Raw genomic sequence first — 13,250 nt, 5'->3', positions numbered from 1 at the left:
GCACCGGGCCGTTCGACGCGGCGGCCGCGGCCGGCACGTCGGCCACCGCGTCGAACGGCCCGGTGCGCGTCGCGTCGGACACCGGCGGCCGATACGGCTCGCCGACCGAACACGCGGCCAGCGCGGCCGACGCCAACAGCACGGCCGCACAGGTGACGCGCCGCACGCGCGGCAAGCGTGTCTCGACGGCGGAAGAAACGGGCGAAGCGGACGGAATGGACGGAACGCGCATCGGGTGGCAGTGGCAAGGAGGTCGAACAAACGATGGGCTTATGGTAATTTCGACCTATGCGGTCGATCTCGCGCGTAAAGCGCATTCGTCGTCGAGAAAAGGACAATCCCGACCAATTGGAAAATTTCTTCATCGCACTCGAGCGCCAGGCGCGCGACAAGCAGATCGCTGTCGTCGCCTCCGACTCGCCGGCGGGCATGGCGTACCCGCCGCATTCGCACCGCCAGGGCCAGCTGATCCACGCGATTTCCGGCGTGATGATCGTGCACGCGGACGCGGGCAGTTGGGTCGTGCCGACGGGCCGCGCGGTATGGGTGCCGGGCGGCACCCAGCACGAGATCCGCTCGGCCGGCGACGTGCAGATGCGCACCGTGTTCGTCGGCCCGGAAGTGCGGCCGAGCCTGCCGACCGAATGCCGGGTGATCGAGGTCGGCACGCTGCTGCGCGAACTGATCGTGACGGCCTGCGACCTGCCCGCCGACTACGACCTGTCGCACCGCGCGGGCCGCGTGCTCGCACTGATCCTCGACGAGATCGAGATCGCGCCGTCGCTGTCGCTGCACGTGCCGATGCCGCGCCATCCCGCGCTCGTCGCGCTGTGCACGCGGCTCATCAACGACCCGTCGTCGGTCGTCACGCTGCAAGCGTGGGCGCGCGACGCGCACATGAACGAGCGCACGCTCGCCCGCGCGTTCAAGCGCGAGACGGGCATGACGCACGGCGCATGGTGCCGCCACGCGCGGCTGCTGCTGAGCCTGCCGCGCCTCGCCGCCGGCACGCCAATCCTCGAACTCGCGCTCGAACACGGCTACGACAGCCCCAGCGCATTCGCGGCGATGTTCCGCAAGGCGCTCGGCGTCGCGCCGAGCGAATACTTCCGGCGGCGCTGACCCGGGCGTCGATTGTCCGTTTTGCGACGATCGATCGCTGATGCGCGCGCGCGGCGTGCCGTGGCCGTCGCTACAGTAGCGGCATTGCCATACGGCCAGCCGGAGGTTTCGTTATCCCGATGGATCTGATTCAAAGCATGCAGGCGTTCGTCACGCTCGCGGACGCGGGCACCTTCACCGAGACCGGCAAACGGCTCGGCATCACGACCGCGCACGTCAGCCGGCTCGTCGCGTCGCTCGAGCATCGTCTCGGCATCCGGTTGCTGAACCGCACGACGCGTTCGATGTGCCTGACCGAAGCGGGCGAACGCTATCTGGCGCGCGCCCGCGACATCACGCTGGCCGTCGATGCGAGCGAGCGCGAGGCGCGTGACGCGCGCGTGCATCCACATGGCCGGCTGCGCGCGCATTGCAGCGCCAGCATCGCGAACCATTTCGTGATTCCGCTGATCGGGCAATTCCAGGCGCGCTACCCGGACGTCAGCGTCGACCTGACGCTCGCGCCGCACCTGCCGAAACTGGTGCGCGACAGCTACGACGTCGCGGTGATCGCGATGCCGAGCCTGCCGAGTTCCGAGCAGGTCGCGATCGACGTCGGCCGGATCCGCAGCGTGCTGTGCGCGTCGCCCGCGTATCTCGATGCGCACGGCATGCCCGATTCGCCGGGCGCGCTGGTTCACCATCGCTGCGTGCAACTGGTCGCGCCCGCCTATCACGAGCGCATCTGGACGCTCTGGAACGGTGCGGAAGCGCAAACGGTGGACGTCGATCCGTCGATGACGGCCGACGTCGCCGCGTCGCTCGCGATCGCGGTGCGCGAAGGCGCGGGAATCGGCTTGCTGCCGGACTTCGTCGCTGCGGCCGACCTGCGCTCGGGCGCGCTGGTCCGCGTGCTGCCCGACTACCAGGCGGAAGAAATCGGCGTGTTCCTGGTGTACGCGTCGCGCCAGCATCTCGATGCGAAAACGCGCGCCTGGGTCGACTTCATGAAGGCCGCGCTGCGCGACGCGTTCGCGCAGGTGCACGACGACGCGTGCGCACCACCGGCCGGGAAGAAAAACCACGCGCCGGGCAAGGCCGGCGCGTGGGCCGGCGCCGCCGCATAGCGGCACGGCGCCGGCGGGCGATGCGCGGTTACTGCGGCTTGAACAGCGCGCGCAGGTTCGTCATCGCCATGTCGAGGAAGCCGGTGACGAACGCGTCGAATTCCGGCTGGCGCGCGGCGCCGCCGTGCGACGGTTCGCCGGCGATGTCCCACGTCACCGTGCAGGCCTGGTCGCCGCGCGGCTCGACGCGCATCAGCGCCCACAGATTGCCGATGTCGAACGACGTATGAATCAGGCTCCACGTCATCACCATCGCTTCGTCGTCGTGGCTGTTGAGCTGTTCGACGACGACGTTGCCGTCCGCGAAATGCTTGATGCGCAGCGAGCGCACGCCTTCGCCGATCATGTCGGTATGGTCGAGCCCCGTGATGAAGCGCGAGAAGCCGGCGAAATCGCCGACCACGCGCCACGCGTCGCGCGCCGGCACGTCGAGATCGGCCGAGCCGGACAGGATCGGCGTTTGCGGCGCGTAGACGAGCGTGGACGGACGGGGTTGCGTTGCAGTACGTTGCAGCATGATGCCTCCTTGATGAATGATGCGATGACAGCGATTGATCGAACGGGGTACGTCTTCACCACGCGGGTTCGGGCTCGGCGTCGCGGCGGGCGTCGTTTGCGCGCGGCGCCGGCTCGGGCGGCGGCGGCATGAAGCCGCATTCGGCGAGATAGCCGAAATGCGCATCGAGCAGCGCGTCGTCCTTGTCCGGATACGTGACGCCGAGCCGGCGCAGCGTCGCCTCGGTGCGCGCGTGGTCGATCACGGCCATGTCGCCGATATCGTCCTGCCGGTCGTCGAGATAGAACGCGACGACGTCGAACAGCGCGTTCGATTCGTCGATCGACAACAGCCGCTCGCGCCAGACCTCGGGCGCCTCGAATCGCAGCGGATAGCCGCGCCGCGCGAGTGCGCGCAGATAGCCGGCCCAGTCGAGCGGGCGCGGGTTGTGCAGATGGAACACGCGCTCGGTGCGCGCACCGTCGAGCGTGCACGCGACGATCGCCCGCGCCAGGTAATCGACCGGGCTCAGGTCGAACAGCCCGCCCTCGCTCGCGAGCGGCGCGCAGCCCAACTGCACCGCGCCCTTGAGCAGCAGCAGGATCCGGTTGCGTCCCGGCTGGCACAGCCCCGTGCGCGAATGGCCCGTGATGTTGCCGGGCCGCAGGATCGTCGTGTCGATCCCGCGCGCAGCCGCTTCGGCAACGAGATGCTCGGACACCCACTTCGTCAGGTTGTAGCCGTTGTTGACGAAGGCAGGGCCGGCCTCCGACGGGGCCGCCTCGATCAGGCGGCCCGTCGGGCCCGTCGCGCTCGCCGCGGATAGCGTCGATACGAAATGCAGCGCCTTGCGGCGGCCGCTGCAGCACAGGCGGAGCAGTTCGAGCGTCGAGCCGACGTTCTCCGCGTGCAGGTACGGGTAGTCGTACACGTGGTTCACGTGTGCGCCGTTGTGATGAATCGCGCCGACCTCGGCCGCGAGCGTCTGCCACACCGCATCCGACAACCCGAGGCGCGGCGCGCCGAGATCGCCGCGCAGCACGCGCACGCGCGGATGCCCGCACAGATGGCCGAGCCCGTTGACGAACGCCGCTTCGTCGAGCCGCCGGCGCGCGCTCGCATCGTCGTCGCCGCGCACGACGCAATAGACGATCTGGTTCGTGCGGCTGATCAGCTCGCTGAGGATGAAGCTGCCCAGGAAGCCGTTCGCGCCGGTCAGCAGCACCGCGCCGGGGCCGTCGCCCGCCGGCTGGCCGGCCGGCAGTCGCACGTCGTCGGGCAGGCGGCGATCGTCGTGCACGCGCGCCGGCACGTTCGCGCCGCGCTCGCCCGACTCGTCGGTCAGCAGCGCCGCGAGCGCGGCGATGGTCGGTCGCTCCATGAAACGCGCGAGCGCCGCGTTGCCGCCCAGCTCGCGCTTCACCGCCAGCATCAGCCGCGACACCAGCAGCGAATGGCCGCCCAGTTCGAAGAACGACGCATCGCGGCCGATCTCGTCCGGCGCGAGTTCGAGCAGCGTCGCCCACATCTCGGCGAGACGCATCTCCAGCGCGCCGCGCGGGGCGTCGCGCGTGTCGCTTCCCGCACGCGACACCGGCAGGCGCGCCAGCGCGGCGCGGTCGATCTTGCCGTTCGGCGTCGCGGGCAGCACGTCGAGCGTCGTGATGTCGTACGGCACCATGTAGTCGGGCAGCGTGGCGGCCAGCACGGCACGCAGCGCATCGGGCGTCGCCGCCGCGTCGACCGGCTTCGCGGCGAACAGGCGGATGCGCTTGCGCTCGTCGGGCACCACCGCGCACTGGCGGTACAGCCCCGCCGCCAGCGCGGCCGTCTCGATCTCGCCCGGCTCGACGCGAAAACCGCGAATCTTCAGTTGCGTGTCGCGGCGGCCCACGTAGCGCAGCGTGCCGTCCGGCTCCCAGCTGGCGATGTCGCCGGTCCGGTACATCGTCGCGCCCGGCGCGCCGTACGGATCGGCGACGAAACGCTCGGCGCTCAGGTCGGGCCGGCCGAGATAGCCGAGCCCGACGCCCGCGCCGGCGATGCACAGCTCGCCTTCCTCGCCGGTGAGCACCGGACGGCCGTCGGCCGCGAGCACATGGCAGCGCGCGTTCGCGATCGGCCGGCCGATGCGCCGGTTGCTGTCGCCGGCGCGCAATTCGCCCGTCGTCGCGAGCACCGTGCATTCGGTCGGCCCGTAGATGTTGTGCAGCCGCCGGTTCGCGCTCCAGCGCGCGATCGTGTCGGGGTCGCACACGTCGCCGCCCGTGACGAGGTGCGCGAGCGCGGGCCAGTCGCAATCCGGCAGCGCCGCGAGCAGCGCGGGCGGCAGGAATGCGTGCGTGATGCGCGCGTCGGCGACGAGCGTCGCGAGCGCGTCGAGTTCGCGGCGCTGCGCTTCGCTCGGCGCGACCAGCGTCGCGCCGGCGAGCCAGGTCGGGAACATGTCGAGCAGCGACGCATCGAACGCCACCGTCGAGAACTGCAGCACGCGCGACGACGCATCGAGCGACACGTGCGCGCGATACCAGTGGCAGAACTGCACGATGTTCCGGTGCGACAGCATCACGCCCTTCGGCACGCCGGTCGACCCCGACGTGTAGATCGCGACCGCGCAGCGCGCATCGCGGTCCGCATCCCGTTCGAGCGGCCACTGGCCGGCCAGCGCATCGGGCACGGCGTCCGCGTCCGCTTCCGCGTGCGCGCCGCAGTCGATCACGTCGAGGTCGAGTCCGTCGAGCAGCGCCGGCTCGACCGCCCCGCCGACGACGAGCGCCTGCGCCCCCGATTCACGCAGGATCGTGCGGGCCCGCTCGGGCGGAAACGCGGGATCGAGCGGCACGCAGGTCGCGCCGGCGCCCAGCACGCCGACGATCGCCGGGTACAGCGCGACGCCCTTGTCGAGCCGCACCGCGACCACGCGCGGCGCGGCGGGCCGCGCGGCGATGCGCGCGGCAACCTGGCGGGCACGCGTGACCAGCTCGCGATAGGTCAGCTGGCCATTGGCCGCGACGAGCGCGCAAGCGTCCGGCGCAGCGGCCGCCGCACGCGACACGAGCTCCGGCAGCGACGGCTCGCACGGCCACGCGGCGGCCGTGTCGTTAGACGCATGCCAGCCGGCCAGCCGTTCGAGATCGAGCACGATATCGGCCGGCCCCGGCGGCGTGGCGCGCGGCGCGTCGTTCGGATCGCTCAGCTCGCGCGCGATCCCGCTCGCGACTTCGTGCATCAGATCGACCGCGCATGCGGCGATCTCGTCCGCGAGGTCGGCGCCGTTGAGCGCCGCGCCGAACGCGAGCGTCGCGTCGGCCAGCACGCGCGTATCGCCGGGCGCCGCGTCCGTGAGCCACGCGACGCGTACCTCGCGCGGCGGAAACGCATCGGCGACGATCTCGCAATGCAGTGGCCGTGCGTGGGCGCAATGCACGGCGGGGTCCGGCGCGCCGCAGACGATCGACCACTCGGCCGCGTTGCGCAACGGTTCGGGCGCCGGCGCCGGCAACAGCAGCGCATCGGCCGCGTCGCGCAGCGGCCCGTCGCGTCCGTCGGCGATACAGACGGTATGACCGGTCGCCTCGAGTTCAGACGCCAGCCGTGCGGCGAGACGGGTCTGCCCGCCGATCGCAATGATGATCGCTTTCATCGACGTGACTCACAGGTAGTCGGACAAGGCCGCGCGGGTCGGCGCGTGATCGAGCAGGCCGCTCATCCGGAAGAACTGCCGGATGTTGACGATCATCGGATGCTGGCTCGTGATCGGATAGGCACCCACCATGTCGTCCGCGATCCGCGCGCGCTCGGCGGCCGGCAGATCGAGCGCATCGATCAGGCGGCGATCGAACTGCAGTTGCAGGTCGGCGCTCAGGTATTCGCGCAGGAAGCACGGCAGCCCTTCGCCGAGCGCGAGCCGCGCGGGTTCGTCGATCTCCGACCAGTACAGCTTCACGAGATTGATCCAGAACGCCGAGTGACGGCCTTCGTCCGCGAGGTGATCGGCCATCACGCCCTTCACCGAGCGCTTGAGCGTCGCGTCGCGCGAGAACGCCGCGACTTCCGCCGTGACCGTGTTCTCCGAGATCGCGACGCACAGCAGTTCCATGCCGTCGCGGTACTGCGCGCCGACCCGCTCGACCGCGCGCGGAATCGCCCGCGACAGCTCGATCTCGCTGTTCGGCGGCAGCGGCGCGATGCCGGTGGCCTCCTCGACCTGCCGCAGGTAGTCCATCGCGACGTACGCGTGGTAGTCCTCGTCGATCACCACCGTCATCGCATCCTGCCGGCACGCGAACGGAAACGGATGCGCGAAGCGGCCGCGCGCGATCCGCAACGCGGTGGCGTTGACGATCTCCGTCTCGAAGATGATCACGTCCTGGATGTACTTGTAGAAGCTCTGCAGCAGGACGAAATCGCGCACCGCATCGCCCGCGTCGACGATCGCCGGGTGCGCGCACAGCGGCTGGCGTTCGAGCGGGTAGTAGCGCAGTTCGTCGTCCTCGACGATCCGCCGCGGGCGCGATCGCACGGTCGCGCGCGCCTCCCAGCGATCGACGTGGCTCACGTAGGTGACGGCGGTCGTCATCGCGTGTCCTCCGGGGAACCGTAGTAATGGATTTCGAGCAGCAGGCAGCCCGCGTCGCTGCGGAACGGGCCATGCGGCGTGCCGGCCGGGCGCACGAAGTAGCTGCCTTCCCGATACGTCGCGCGATACTCGCGCGTCGCGACGTCGACCAGGCTCTGGTCGCCGTCGATCAGGTGCACTTCCTCGTGGTAGTCGTGCAGGAACGGCACGCTCGTGCCCGCGCCCGGATCGAACCGCACGATCCGGGTCCGGATGCCGCGCTTCGCGTGCTCGTCCAGCGTATCGACGAGCACGACCTGGTCGATGCCGTCGTCGAACGCCGCCGGGTGCTCCCACTCGAGCGCCGCGAAATCGACGATGCGCTCCGACAGCCCGCGCGCGTTCATGCCGGCACCACGTTGCGGGTCTGGCCGAGATGCGCGAGCAGCCCGTCCCACAGGCGCATGCGCTCGTCGATCGCATCGAGCCCGGCCTGCAGCGCTTCCTCGAGCTTCGCCGCGTCGCCGTCGGCCGCCTCGCGGATCATCGCGCGCGCCGCCGGCCCGTGCTCGCCCGAATCCACTTCGATGTGGCGGTCGAGGTAATACACGAGCAGCGGAATCGACGAGCGCTCGATCTTCCATTCGTCGAGCAGCGTGCGGAACATGTCGGGAATCACGTTCTCGCGGCCGTAGAAGAAGTTGCCGAGCACCTGGTGCGTCGCGCCCGACGTGCACGCGGCCATCGTCGCCTCGACGAAGCGGATCACCGGCTCCGGCGCATCGACGGCCTTCAGCGCGGCCGACACCGAGAAGCCCGAGCGCACCAGCGACACCATTTCCTCGATGCGCGAGGTCGACGCGCCGACATCGCGCATCGCGTGCAGGTACAGGTCGTAGTGGCTCATGTGGCCGTTCGGCGTTTCGTCCGATTCCTCGCCGAGCACGATCTCGTTGATGAGACGCGACGCGTTCGCGTTGCGCGGCGCGACCCACGGCACCGCGACGGTCGTCAGGTCCTGCTGCAGCCGCTTCACGAGCGACATGAAATCCCACACGGCGAATACGTGCCATTCCATGAACACGCGCAGCTCGTCGATGGTACGGATCGATCCGAACACCGGATGATGCGCGAGCCGCTCGTGCTGCTCGCCGATTTTTCGCTCCAGCCCTTCCAGTTGATTCACGGGACTCTCCTAGTAATGTCCGCTCGCGCCAGCCCATTGCGCCGGCTTCCGGCGCCGGAAACCGTTTCCGGCGAATTGCCGGCAGGCCGTTTTCGGCTTGCGCAGCAATTTCAGGCGTCGATGCTAAATAAGCTGCCAATTTGCCGCCTATTCAAAACGGACATTCTCATATTCTTTCCGGACCAGACTATTCACTCATCCACCAAAGCCTTTACTGGCAAGGACTTTACGAATTACCGACAAAACCGCACGGAATTGACAGCCGCAAATTTGACTGTCTAGGATAAGAATTGCGATTCATCAAAAAATGAAATGCACGATGCGAATATGTATTTTTCATTAAACAAATACACGCATTTAATTCATCCACCGGAATAAGCTTTCCAGGAGAAACGACGTGATCGATTCGACGCTTCAATTGCCGCTGTCCGCGCCGCAGCGGGATTTCTGGGAGGCCGCCCTCGCGTATCCCGTTCCGTCGACGCATATCTACGCGGCCGAGTATTTCGAGATTCGCGGCGCACTCGACACCGACGCATTCGAACGCGCGCTGCGGCAGGTGATTCGCGAGGCGCAGACGCTGCACACGACGCGGATCGTGCTGGATGGCGACACGCCCGTGCGCGTGCTCGACGCCGCGCTCGCCGACGACTGGACGCTCGAACGCGTGGACCTCGCCGGCACGAAAGACGCGCACGCCGTCGCGCTCGCCGGCATGCGCGCGCACTGCACGGGTGCGATCGAACTGGCGCGCGGGCCGTTCTTCCGTCACACGCTGTACCGCATCGCACCGGATCACTACTACTGGTATCACGGTTACGCGCACATTCTGGTCGACGGCTATTCGGGCAGCCTGATCGCCACCCGCGCCGCCGAGCTGTACAGCGCGTTCGCGGCGGGCGCCAAGGCGCCGCCCGCGCGCTTCGCGTCGCTCGCCGAGCTGCAACTCGACGAAGACGCGTACCGTGCGTCCGAACAGTTCGCGCACGATCGCCGCTACTGGCTCGAACGCTTCGCGGACCAGCCGCGCACGGTCACGCTCGCCGGCCCCGCGCGCTTTCCCGAGCGCGACGACGGGCCCGACCTGCGCGAGACGCGCATCGCGAGCGCGAACGAGAGCGCACGCATCGAGGCGGTCGCCAAGGGGCTGTTCACGTCGACGGTGCCGCGGCTCGTCACCGCGCTGACCGCCGCCTACCTGTACCTGAACACCGGCGCGCACGACATCGTGCTGTCGGTCGCCGCGATGGCGCGCACGTCGGCGCGCGAGCGCCGCACGCCGACGCAGTGCGCGAACATGCTGCCGCTGCGCCTGCACGTCGAGCCGGGCCACACGCTCGACGACCTGTGCCGCCAGGCGAACCGCGAGATGACCGCGCTGCGCCAGCACCAGCGCTACCGGATGGGCGACCTGCACCGCGAACTGACGTCGCTCGACAACGGCCAGGGCGTGTTCGGCCCCGAGATCAACATCATGGCGTTCGACTACGACCTGCGGTTCGGCGACTGCGTGACGACGTCGCACAACCTGTCGGTCGGCACCACCGACGACCTGATGGTGAACCTGACCGACCGCCGCAACGGCGAACCGCTGCGCTTCGACTTCGACGCGAGCCCGCAGTACTACAGCCGCGAAGCGCTGAACGCTCACGTCGGCCAGTTTCTGACGTTCATGCGCGTCGCGCTCGACGAGCCGTTCGCGACGCTCGGCGCGCTCGAAAGCCGGCTCGACTTCCAGCCGGCGGCGCTCGCCGGCTGAAAATCGTCTGCGTCACCGTGTTGCCCCATCCAACCGAATCACTACGGAGTCCTGTCATGTCCTATTCGGAATCGCGCTTCTGGCATCCCCGGCAACATCCGCTCGCCGCGTCGCGCTCGCCGATCCGCATCACGCGCGGCGAAGGCTGCTACCTGTACGACGACACCGGCCGGCCGTATCTCGACGCGGTCGCGTCGCTGTTCAACGTATACGTCGGCCACGGCCGGCGGGAAATCAAGGAAGCGATCGTCCGGCAGCTCGACGAACTCGAATATCACCCGGTGTTCGCCGGGTTCAGCCATCCGCGCGCGGAAGAACTGTCGGCGCGGCTGATCGACATGCTCCAGCCGGAAGACATGAGCCGCGTGATCTTCGGCTCCGGCGGCTCGGACGCCGTCGAGGCCGCGCTGATGATCGCGCGGCAGTACTGGAAGGTGTCCGGGCAGCCCGAGCGCACCAAGTTCATCGCGCTGCGCCAGGCCTATCACGGCTCGCACTTCGGCGGCAGCTCCGTCACCGGCAACACCGTCTACCGGCGCAACTACGAGCCGACGCTCGCCGGCTGCTTCCACGTCGAGACGCCGTGGATCTATCGCAACCCGTTCACGCATGACCCCGAGGAACTCGGCCGGCTGTGCGCGTCGCTCGTCGAGCGCGAGATCCTGTTCCAGGGACCCGACACCGTGGCCGCCTTCATCGCCGAACCGGTGCAGGCGACCGGCGGCATCATCGTGCCGCCCGCGAACTACTGGCCGCTGGTGCGCGAAGTGTGCGACCGCCACGGCGTGCTGCTGATCGCCGACGAAGTCGTGACGGGCTTCGGCCGGACCGGCGCCGCGTTCGGCAGCCGCGGCTGGGGCGTCGCGCCGGACATCATGTGCCTGGCGAAGGGCGTGTCGTCGGGATATCTGCCGCTCGGCGCGACCGTCGTCAACCGCCGCATCGAGAACGCTTTCGCGTCCAACCCGGGCGGCATCGGCACGCTGATGCACGGCTACACCTACTCGGGCCACCCGATCGTCTGCGCGGCCGCGCTCGCGAACCTGCAGATCATCGTCGACGAGGATCTCGCCGGCAACGCGGCGCGCGAAGGCGCGTACCTGCTGGAGCGGCTGCAGCCGCTCGTCGACCGCTATCCGGTCGTCGGCGACGTGCGCGGCAAGGGGCTGCTGGTTGGCATCGACCTCGTGAAGGACAAGGCGACGCGCGAATCGATCGAGCCGTCGGACGGCTATGCGGCCGCGCTCGCCGACGCGGCGCGCGATGCGGGCGTGCTGATCCGCTCGCTCGGCAACCGGCTCGCGATCGCGCCGCCGCTCGTGATCGGTCGCGAGGACGTCGACCGGATCGTGCATGCGGTCGAGCACGCGTTCGAAACGGTGCCGCGCTGGACCGCACGCTGAGCGCGGCAGCGGGGAGGCGGCGGTCAGCGCGCCGCCGCTTCCGCGGCCGCGAGGTACTGGCTCGGCGTGACGCCGAACGCGCGCTTGAAGGTGGCCGCATAAGTAGTCGGGCTGCGATAGCCGACCTGGTGCGCGGCCTGCGTGACGGGCATGCCGCTCGCGAGCAGCGCGAGCGACATCGACAGCCGCAGTTGCTGGCGCCACGCGGCCACGCTCATGCCGGTCTCGCTGCGAAACAGGCGCGCCAGGTGGCGCGCGCTCAGCGCGGCGTCGCGTGCGAGCGTGTCGAGCGGCAACTCGCAGTGCGGCTCGCGCTGCAGCCGTTCGCACAGCTTCAGCAAGCGCCGGTCGCGCGGCAGCGGCAGCGTGAGCGGCGTCTGCGCGAGTTCGCTCAGTTCGTCGGCGAACAGGCGCGCGAGCGGATCGTGGTCAACGCTGCAATCGAACGGATGCGACACGCGCGTGGCGAGTTCGCGCAGCAGCGGCGATACCGTCATCGCGCACAGCGTGGCCGGCAGCCGCGCGCTGAGTGCATCGCCGAGATAAAGCGAGTAGAGCTGGACGTCGTCGGCCACGCGCATCGCATGGACGGTGCGCGCCGGAATCCAGATCGCGCGCAGCGGCGGGGTGATCCAGCGCTGGCCTTCGACGTCGAGTACCAATACGCCGCGCGTCGTAAACAATAGTTGCCCGGCCTGATGCGCGTGCGGCGCATACTCGTGAGCAAGCGCGCGGGCGGGGGCCGATGCGCAGGGCGGTTCGATCGCGCGGATCCCGCCGAAGGCGAACGCGCGCGCACCGGCGCGCGCGAGGAGAGGCACGTCTTGAACGCTGGTCATGGTCGATCAGTCCTGATACGAAACCGGAGGGGTACCGCAACACGTGAAACGACGGGGGGACAGTGCCCGCACAAGCGGGCCCGTCGTGCGAACAGCCGCCATTAAACCGGCGTCGGCTTCGCCTCAAAACTGTCCTTTTGAACAGGATACGCGCGGGGCGCAATGCACGGCCCGCCCACACCGACGAGGATCACCGATGGACCTGACAATACTGCACGACTGTTTCGACGCACTACAACGCGCGCCCACCGCGGAAGCCGCGTTTCCGCCGATTGCCGCCGCCGCGGCCGCGCTCGGGTTCCGGTATTGCGTGTACGGCTTGCGCCGCACGCTGCCGCTTGCCCGGCCCGACCTGCAGATCGTCGGCAATCATCCACGCGAATGGGAACACCGTTATGTGAAATTCGGCTACGTGACGATCGATCCGATCATCAAGCGGGTCGCGAGCCAGCCGCGGCCGGTCGTATGGAATGCCTTCGACGAGCCGGGCGACACCGCGTTCTGGCACGACGCGGCGTGCTTCGGGATGCGTTACGGCTGGTCGCACGGCGGCTACGACCGGGCCGGCAATCTCGGCGTGCTGACGCTCGTGCGCGACACGACGCCGCTCGACGCGGATGAAATCTCGCGATTGCGCGCACCCTGCGCGAGCCTCGCGCATGCGGCGCACGCATACCTGATGCCGCGCCTTGCCGATCCGATCGCGCCGGTCGGCACCGGGCTGACGCTGCGCGAGCGCGAGGTCCTGGCGTGGACGGCCGACGGCAAGACGGCCTACGAG

General features: G+C 69.2%; 11 protein-coding genes. 5 read left to right on the top strand and 6 right to left on the bottom strand.

Translation table 11 applies throughout. From position 1 onward, the window contains the following. The first annotated feature begins 348 nt into the window (after positions 1-348). Entirely contained in the window at positions 349-1,122 is a 774-nt protein-coding gene (locus H3O04_RS27915) for an AraC family transcriptional regulator (RefSeq protein ID WP_041489435.1), read from the top strand. 119 nt (positions 1,123-1,241) lie between these two features. After that, a complete protein-coding gene (locus tag H3O04_RS27910; RefSeq protein ID WP_059720923.1) occupies positions 1,242-2,228 on the top strand; it encodes a LysR family transcriptional regulator in 987 nt (328 codons plus the stop codon). 28 nt (positions 2,229-2,256) lie between these two features. Here the strand turns inward: H3O04_RS27910 and H3O04_RS27905 are convergent, their stop codons facing one another. Genes H3O04_RS27905 through H3O04_RS27885 form a run of 5 tightly spaced genes read right to left on the bottom strand, consistent with a single transcriptional unit; the run spans position 2,257 to position 8,468 of the window. Then, complete coding sequence (locus H3O04_RS27905; protein WP_006479988.1) at positions 2,257-2,745, bottom strand: SRPBCC family protein; 489 nt, start codon at positions 2,743-2,745, stop codon at positions 2,257-2,259. Between the two features lie 55 nt (positions 2,746-2,800). Next, positions 2,801-6,367, bottom strand: a complete 3,567-nt coding sequence (locus H3O04_RS27900; protein WP_202588895.1) for an amino acid adenylation domain-containing protein — start codon at positions 6,365-6,367, stop codon at positions 2,801-2,803. Positions 6,368-6,376: 9 nt separating this feature from the next. Next, positions 6,377-7,303 carry a diiron oxygenase gene (locus tag H3O04_RS27895; RefSeq protein WP_006479989.1) on the bottom strand — a complete coding sequence of 309 codons (927 nt, stop codon included), beginning with the start codon at positions 7,301-7,303 and terminating at the stop codon, positions 6,377-6,379. Further along, positions 7,300-7,689: a hypothetical protein gene (locus H3O04_RS27890; protein ID WP_006479990.1), complete on the bottom strand. Its 390-nt coding sequence runs from the start codon at positions 7,687-7,689 to the stop codon at positions 7,300-7,302. Before H3O04_RS27890 ends, H3O04_RS27895 begins: the two co-directional genes overlap by 4 nt. After that, the gene (locus tag H3O04_RS27885; protein WP_006479991.1) at positions 7,686-8,468 is read right to left on the bottom strand and encodes a DUF3050 domain-containing protein; all 783 of its coding nucleotides are present in this window, start codon (positions 8,466-8,468) and stop codon (positions 7,686-7,688) included. The genes H3O04_RS27890 and H3O04_RS27885 overlap by 4 nt, the downstream gene beginning before the upstream one ends. Before the next feature lie 397 nt (positions 8,469-8,865). Here H3O04_RS27885 and H3O04_RS27880 point away from each other — a divergent pair, with 397 nt between their 5' ends. Together H3O04_RS27880 and H3O04_RS27875 are read left to right on the top strand one after the other, a co-directional pair. Then, positions 8,866-10,227: a condensation domain-containing protein gene (locus tag H3O04_RS27880; protein ID WP_112750900.1), complete on the top strand. Its 1,362-nt coding sequence runs from the start codon at positions 8,866-8,868 to the stop codon at positions 10,225-10,227. Between the two features lie 56 nt (positions 10,228-10,283). Continuing rightward, positions 10,284-11,630, top strand: a complete 1,347-nt coding sequence (locus H3O04_RS27875) for an aspartate aminotransferase family protein (RefSeq protein WP_034175040.1) — start codon at positions 10,284-10,286, stop codon at positions 11,628-11,630. 23 nt (positions 11,631-11,653) lie between these two features. Here H3O04_RS27875 and H3O04_RS27870 read toward each other — a convergent pair whose 3' ends face one another. Next, positions 11,654-12,469, bottom strand: a complete 816-nt coding sequence (locus H3O04_RS27870) for an AraC family transcriptional regulator (protein WP_027810160.1) — start codon at positions 12,467-12,469, stop codon at positions 11,654-11,656. Between the two features lie 196 nt (positions 12,470-12,665). Here H3O04_RS27870 and H3O04_RS27865 point away from each other — a divergent pair. After that, a partial coding sequence (locus tag H3O04_RS27865) for a helix-turn-helix transcriptional regulator (protein WP_202588894.1) occupies positions 12,666-13,250 on the top strand: 585 nt, incomplete at its 3' end.

This window comes from Burkholderia sp. KCJ3K979, from assembly GCF_016759955.1.
Taxonomy (GTDB): Bacteria; Pseudomonadota; Gammaproteobacteria; order Burkholderiales; family Burkholderiaceae; genus Burkholderia; species Burkholderia orbicola.
This window is presented reverse-complemented; position numbering and strand designations above follow the sequence as displayed.

Coding starts and splice junctions, on each gene's coding strand:
- H3O04_RS27910 (WP_059720923.1), top strand. CDS start 1,242: ATGGATCTGATTCAAAGCATGCAGGCGTTCGTCACGCTCGCGGACGCG.
- H3O04_RS27905 (WP_006479988.1), bottom strand. CDS start 2,745: ATGCTGCAACGTACTGCAACGCAACCCCGTCCGTCCACGCTCGTCTAC.
- H3O04_RS27900 (WP_202588895.1), bottom strand. CDS start 6,367: ATGAAAGCGATCATCATTGCGATCGGCGGGCAGACCCGTCTCGCCGCA.
- H3O04_RS27895 (WP_006479989.1), bottom strand. CDS start 7,303: ATGACGACCGCCGTCACCTACGTGAGCCACGTCGATCGCTGGGAGGCG.
- H3O04_RS27890 (WP_006479990.1), bottom strand. CDS start 7,689: ATGAACGCGCGCGGGCTGTCGGAGCGCATCGTCGATTTCGCGGCGCTC.
- H3O04_RS27875 (WP_034175040.1), top strand. CDS start 10,284: ATGTCCTATTCGGAATCGCGCTTCTGGCATCCCCGGCAACATCCGCTC.
- H3O04_RS27870 (WP_027810160.1), bottom strand. CDS start 12,469: ATGACCAGCGTTCAAGACGTGCCTCTCCTCGCGCGCGCCGGTGCGCGC.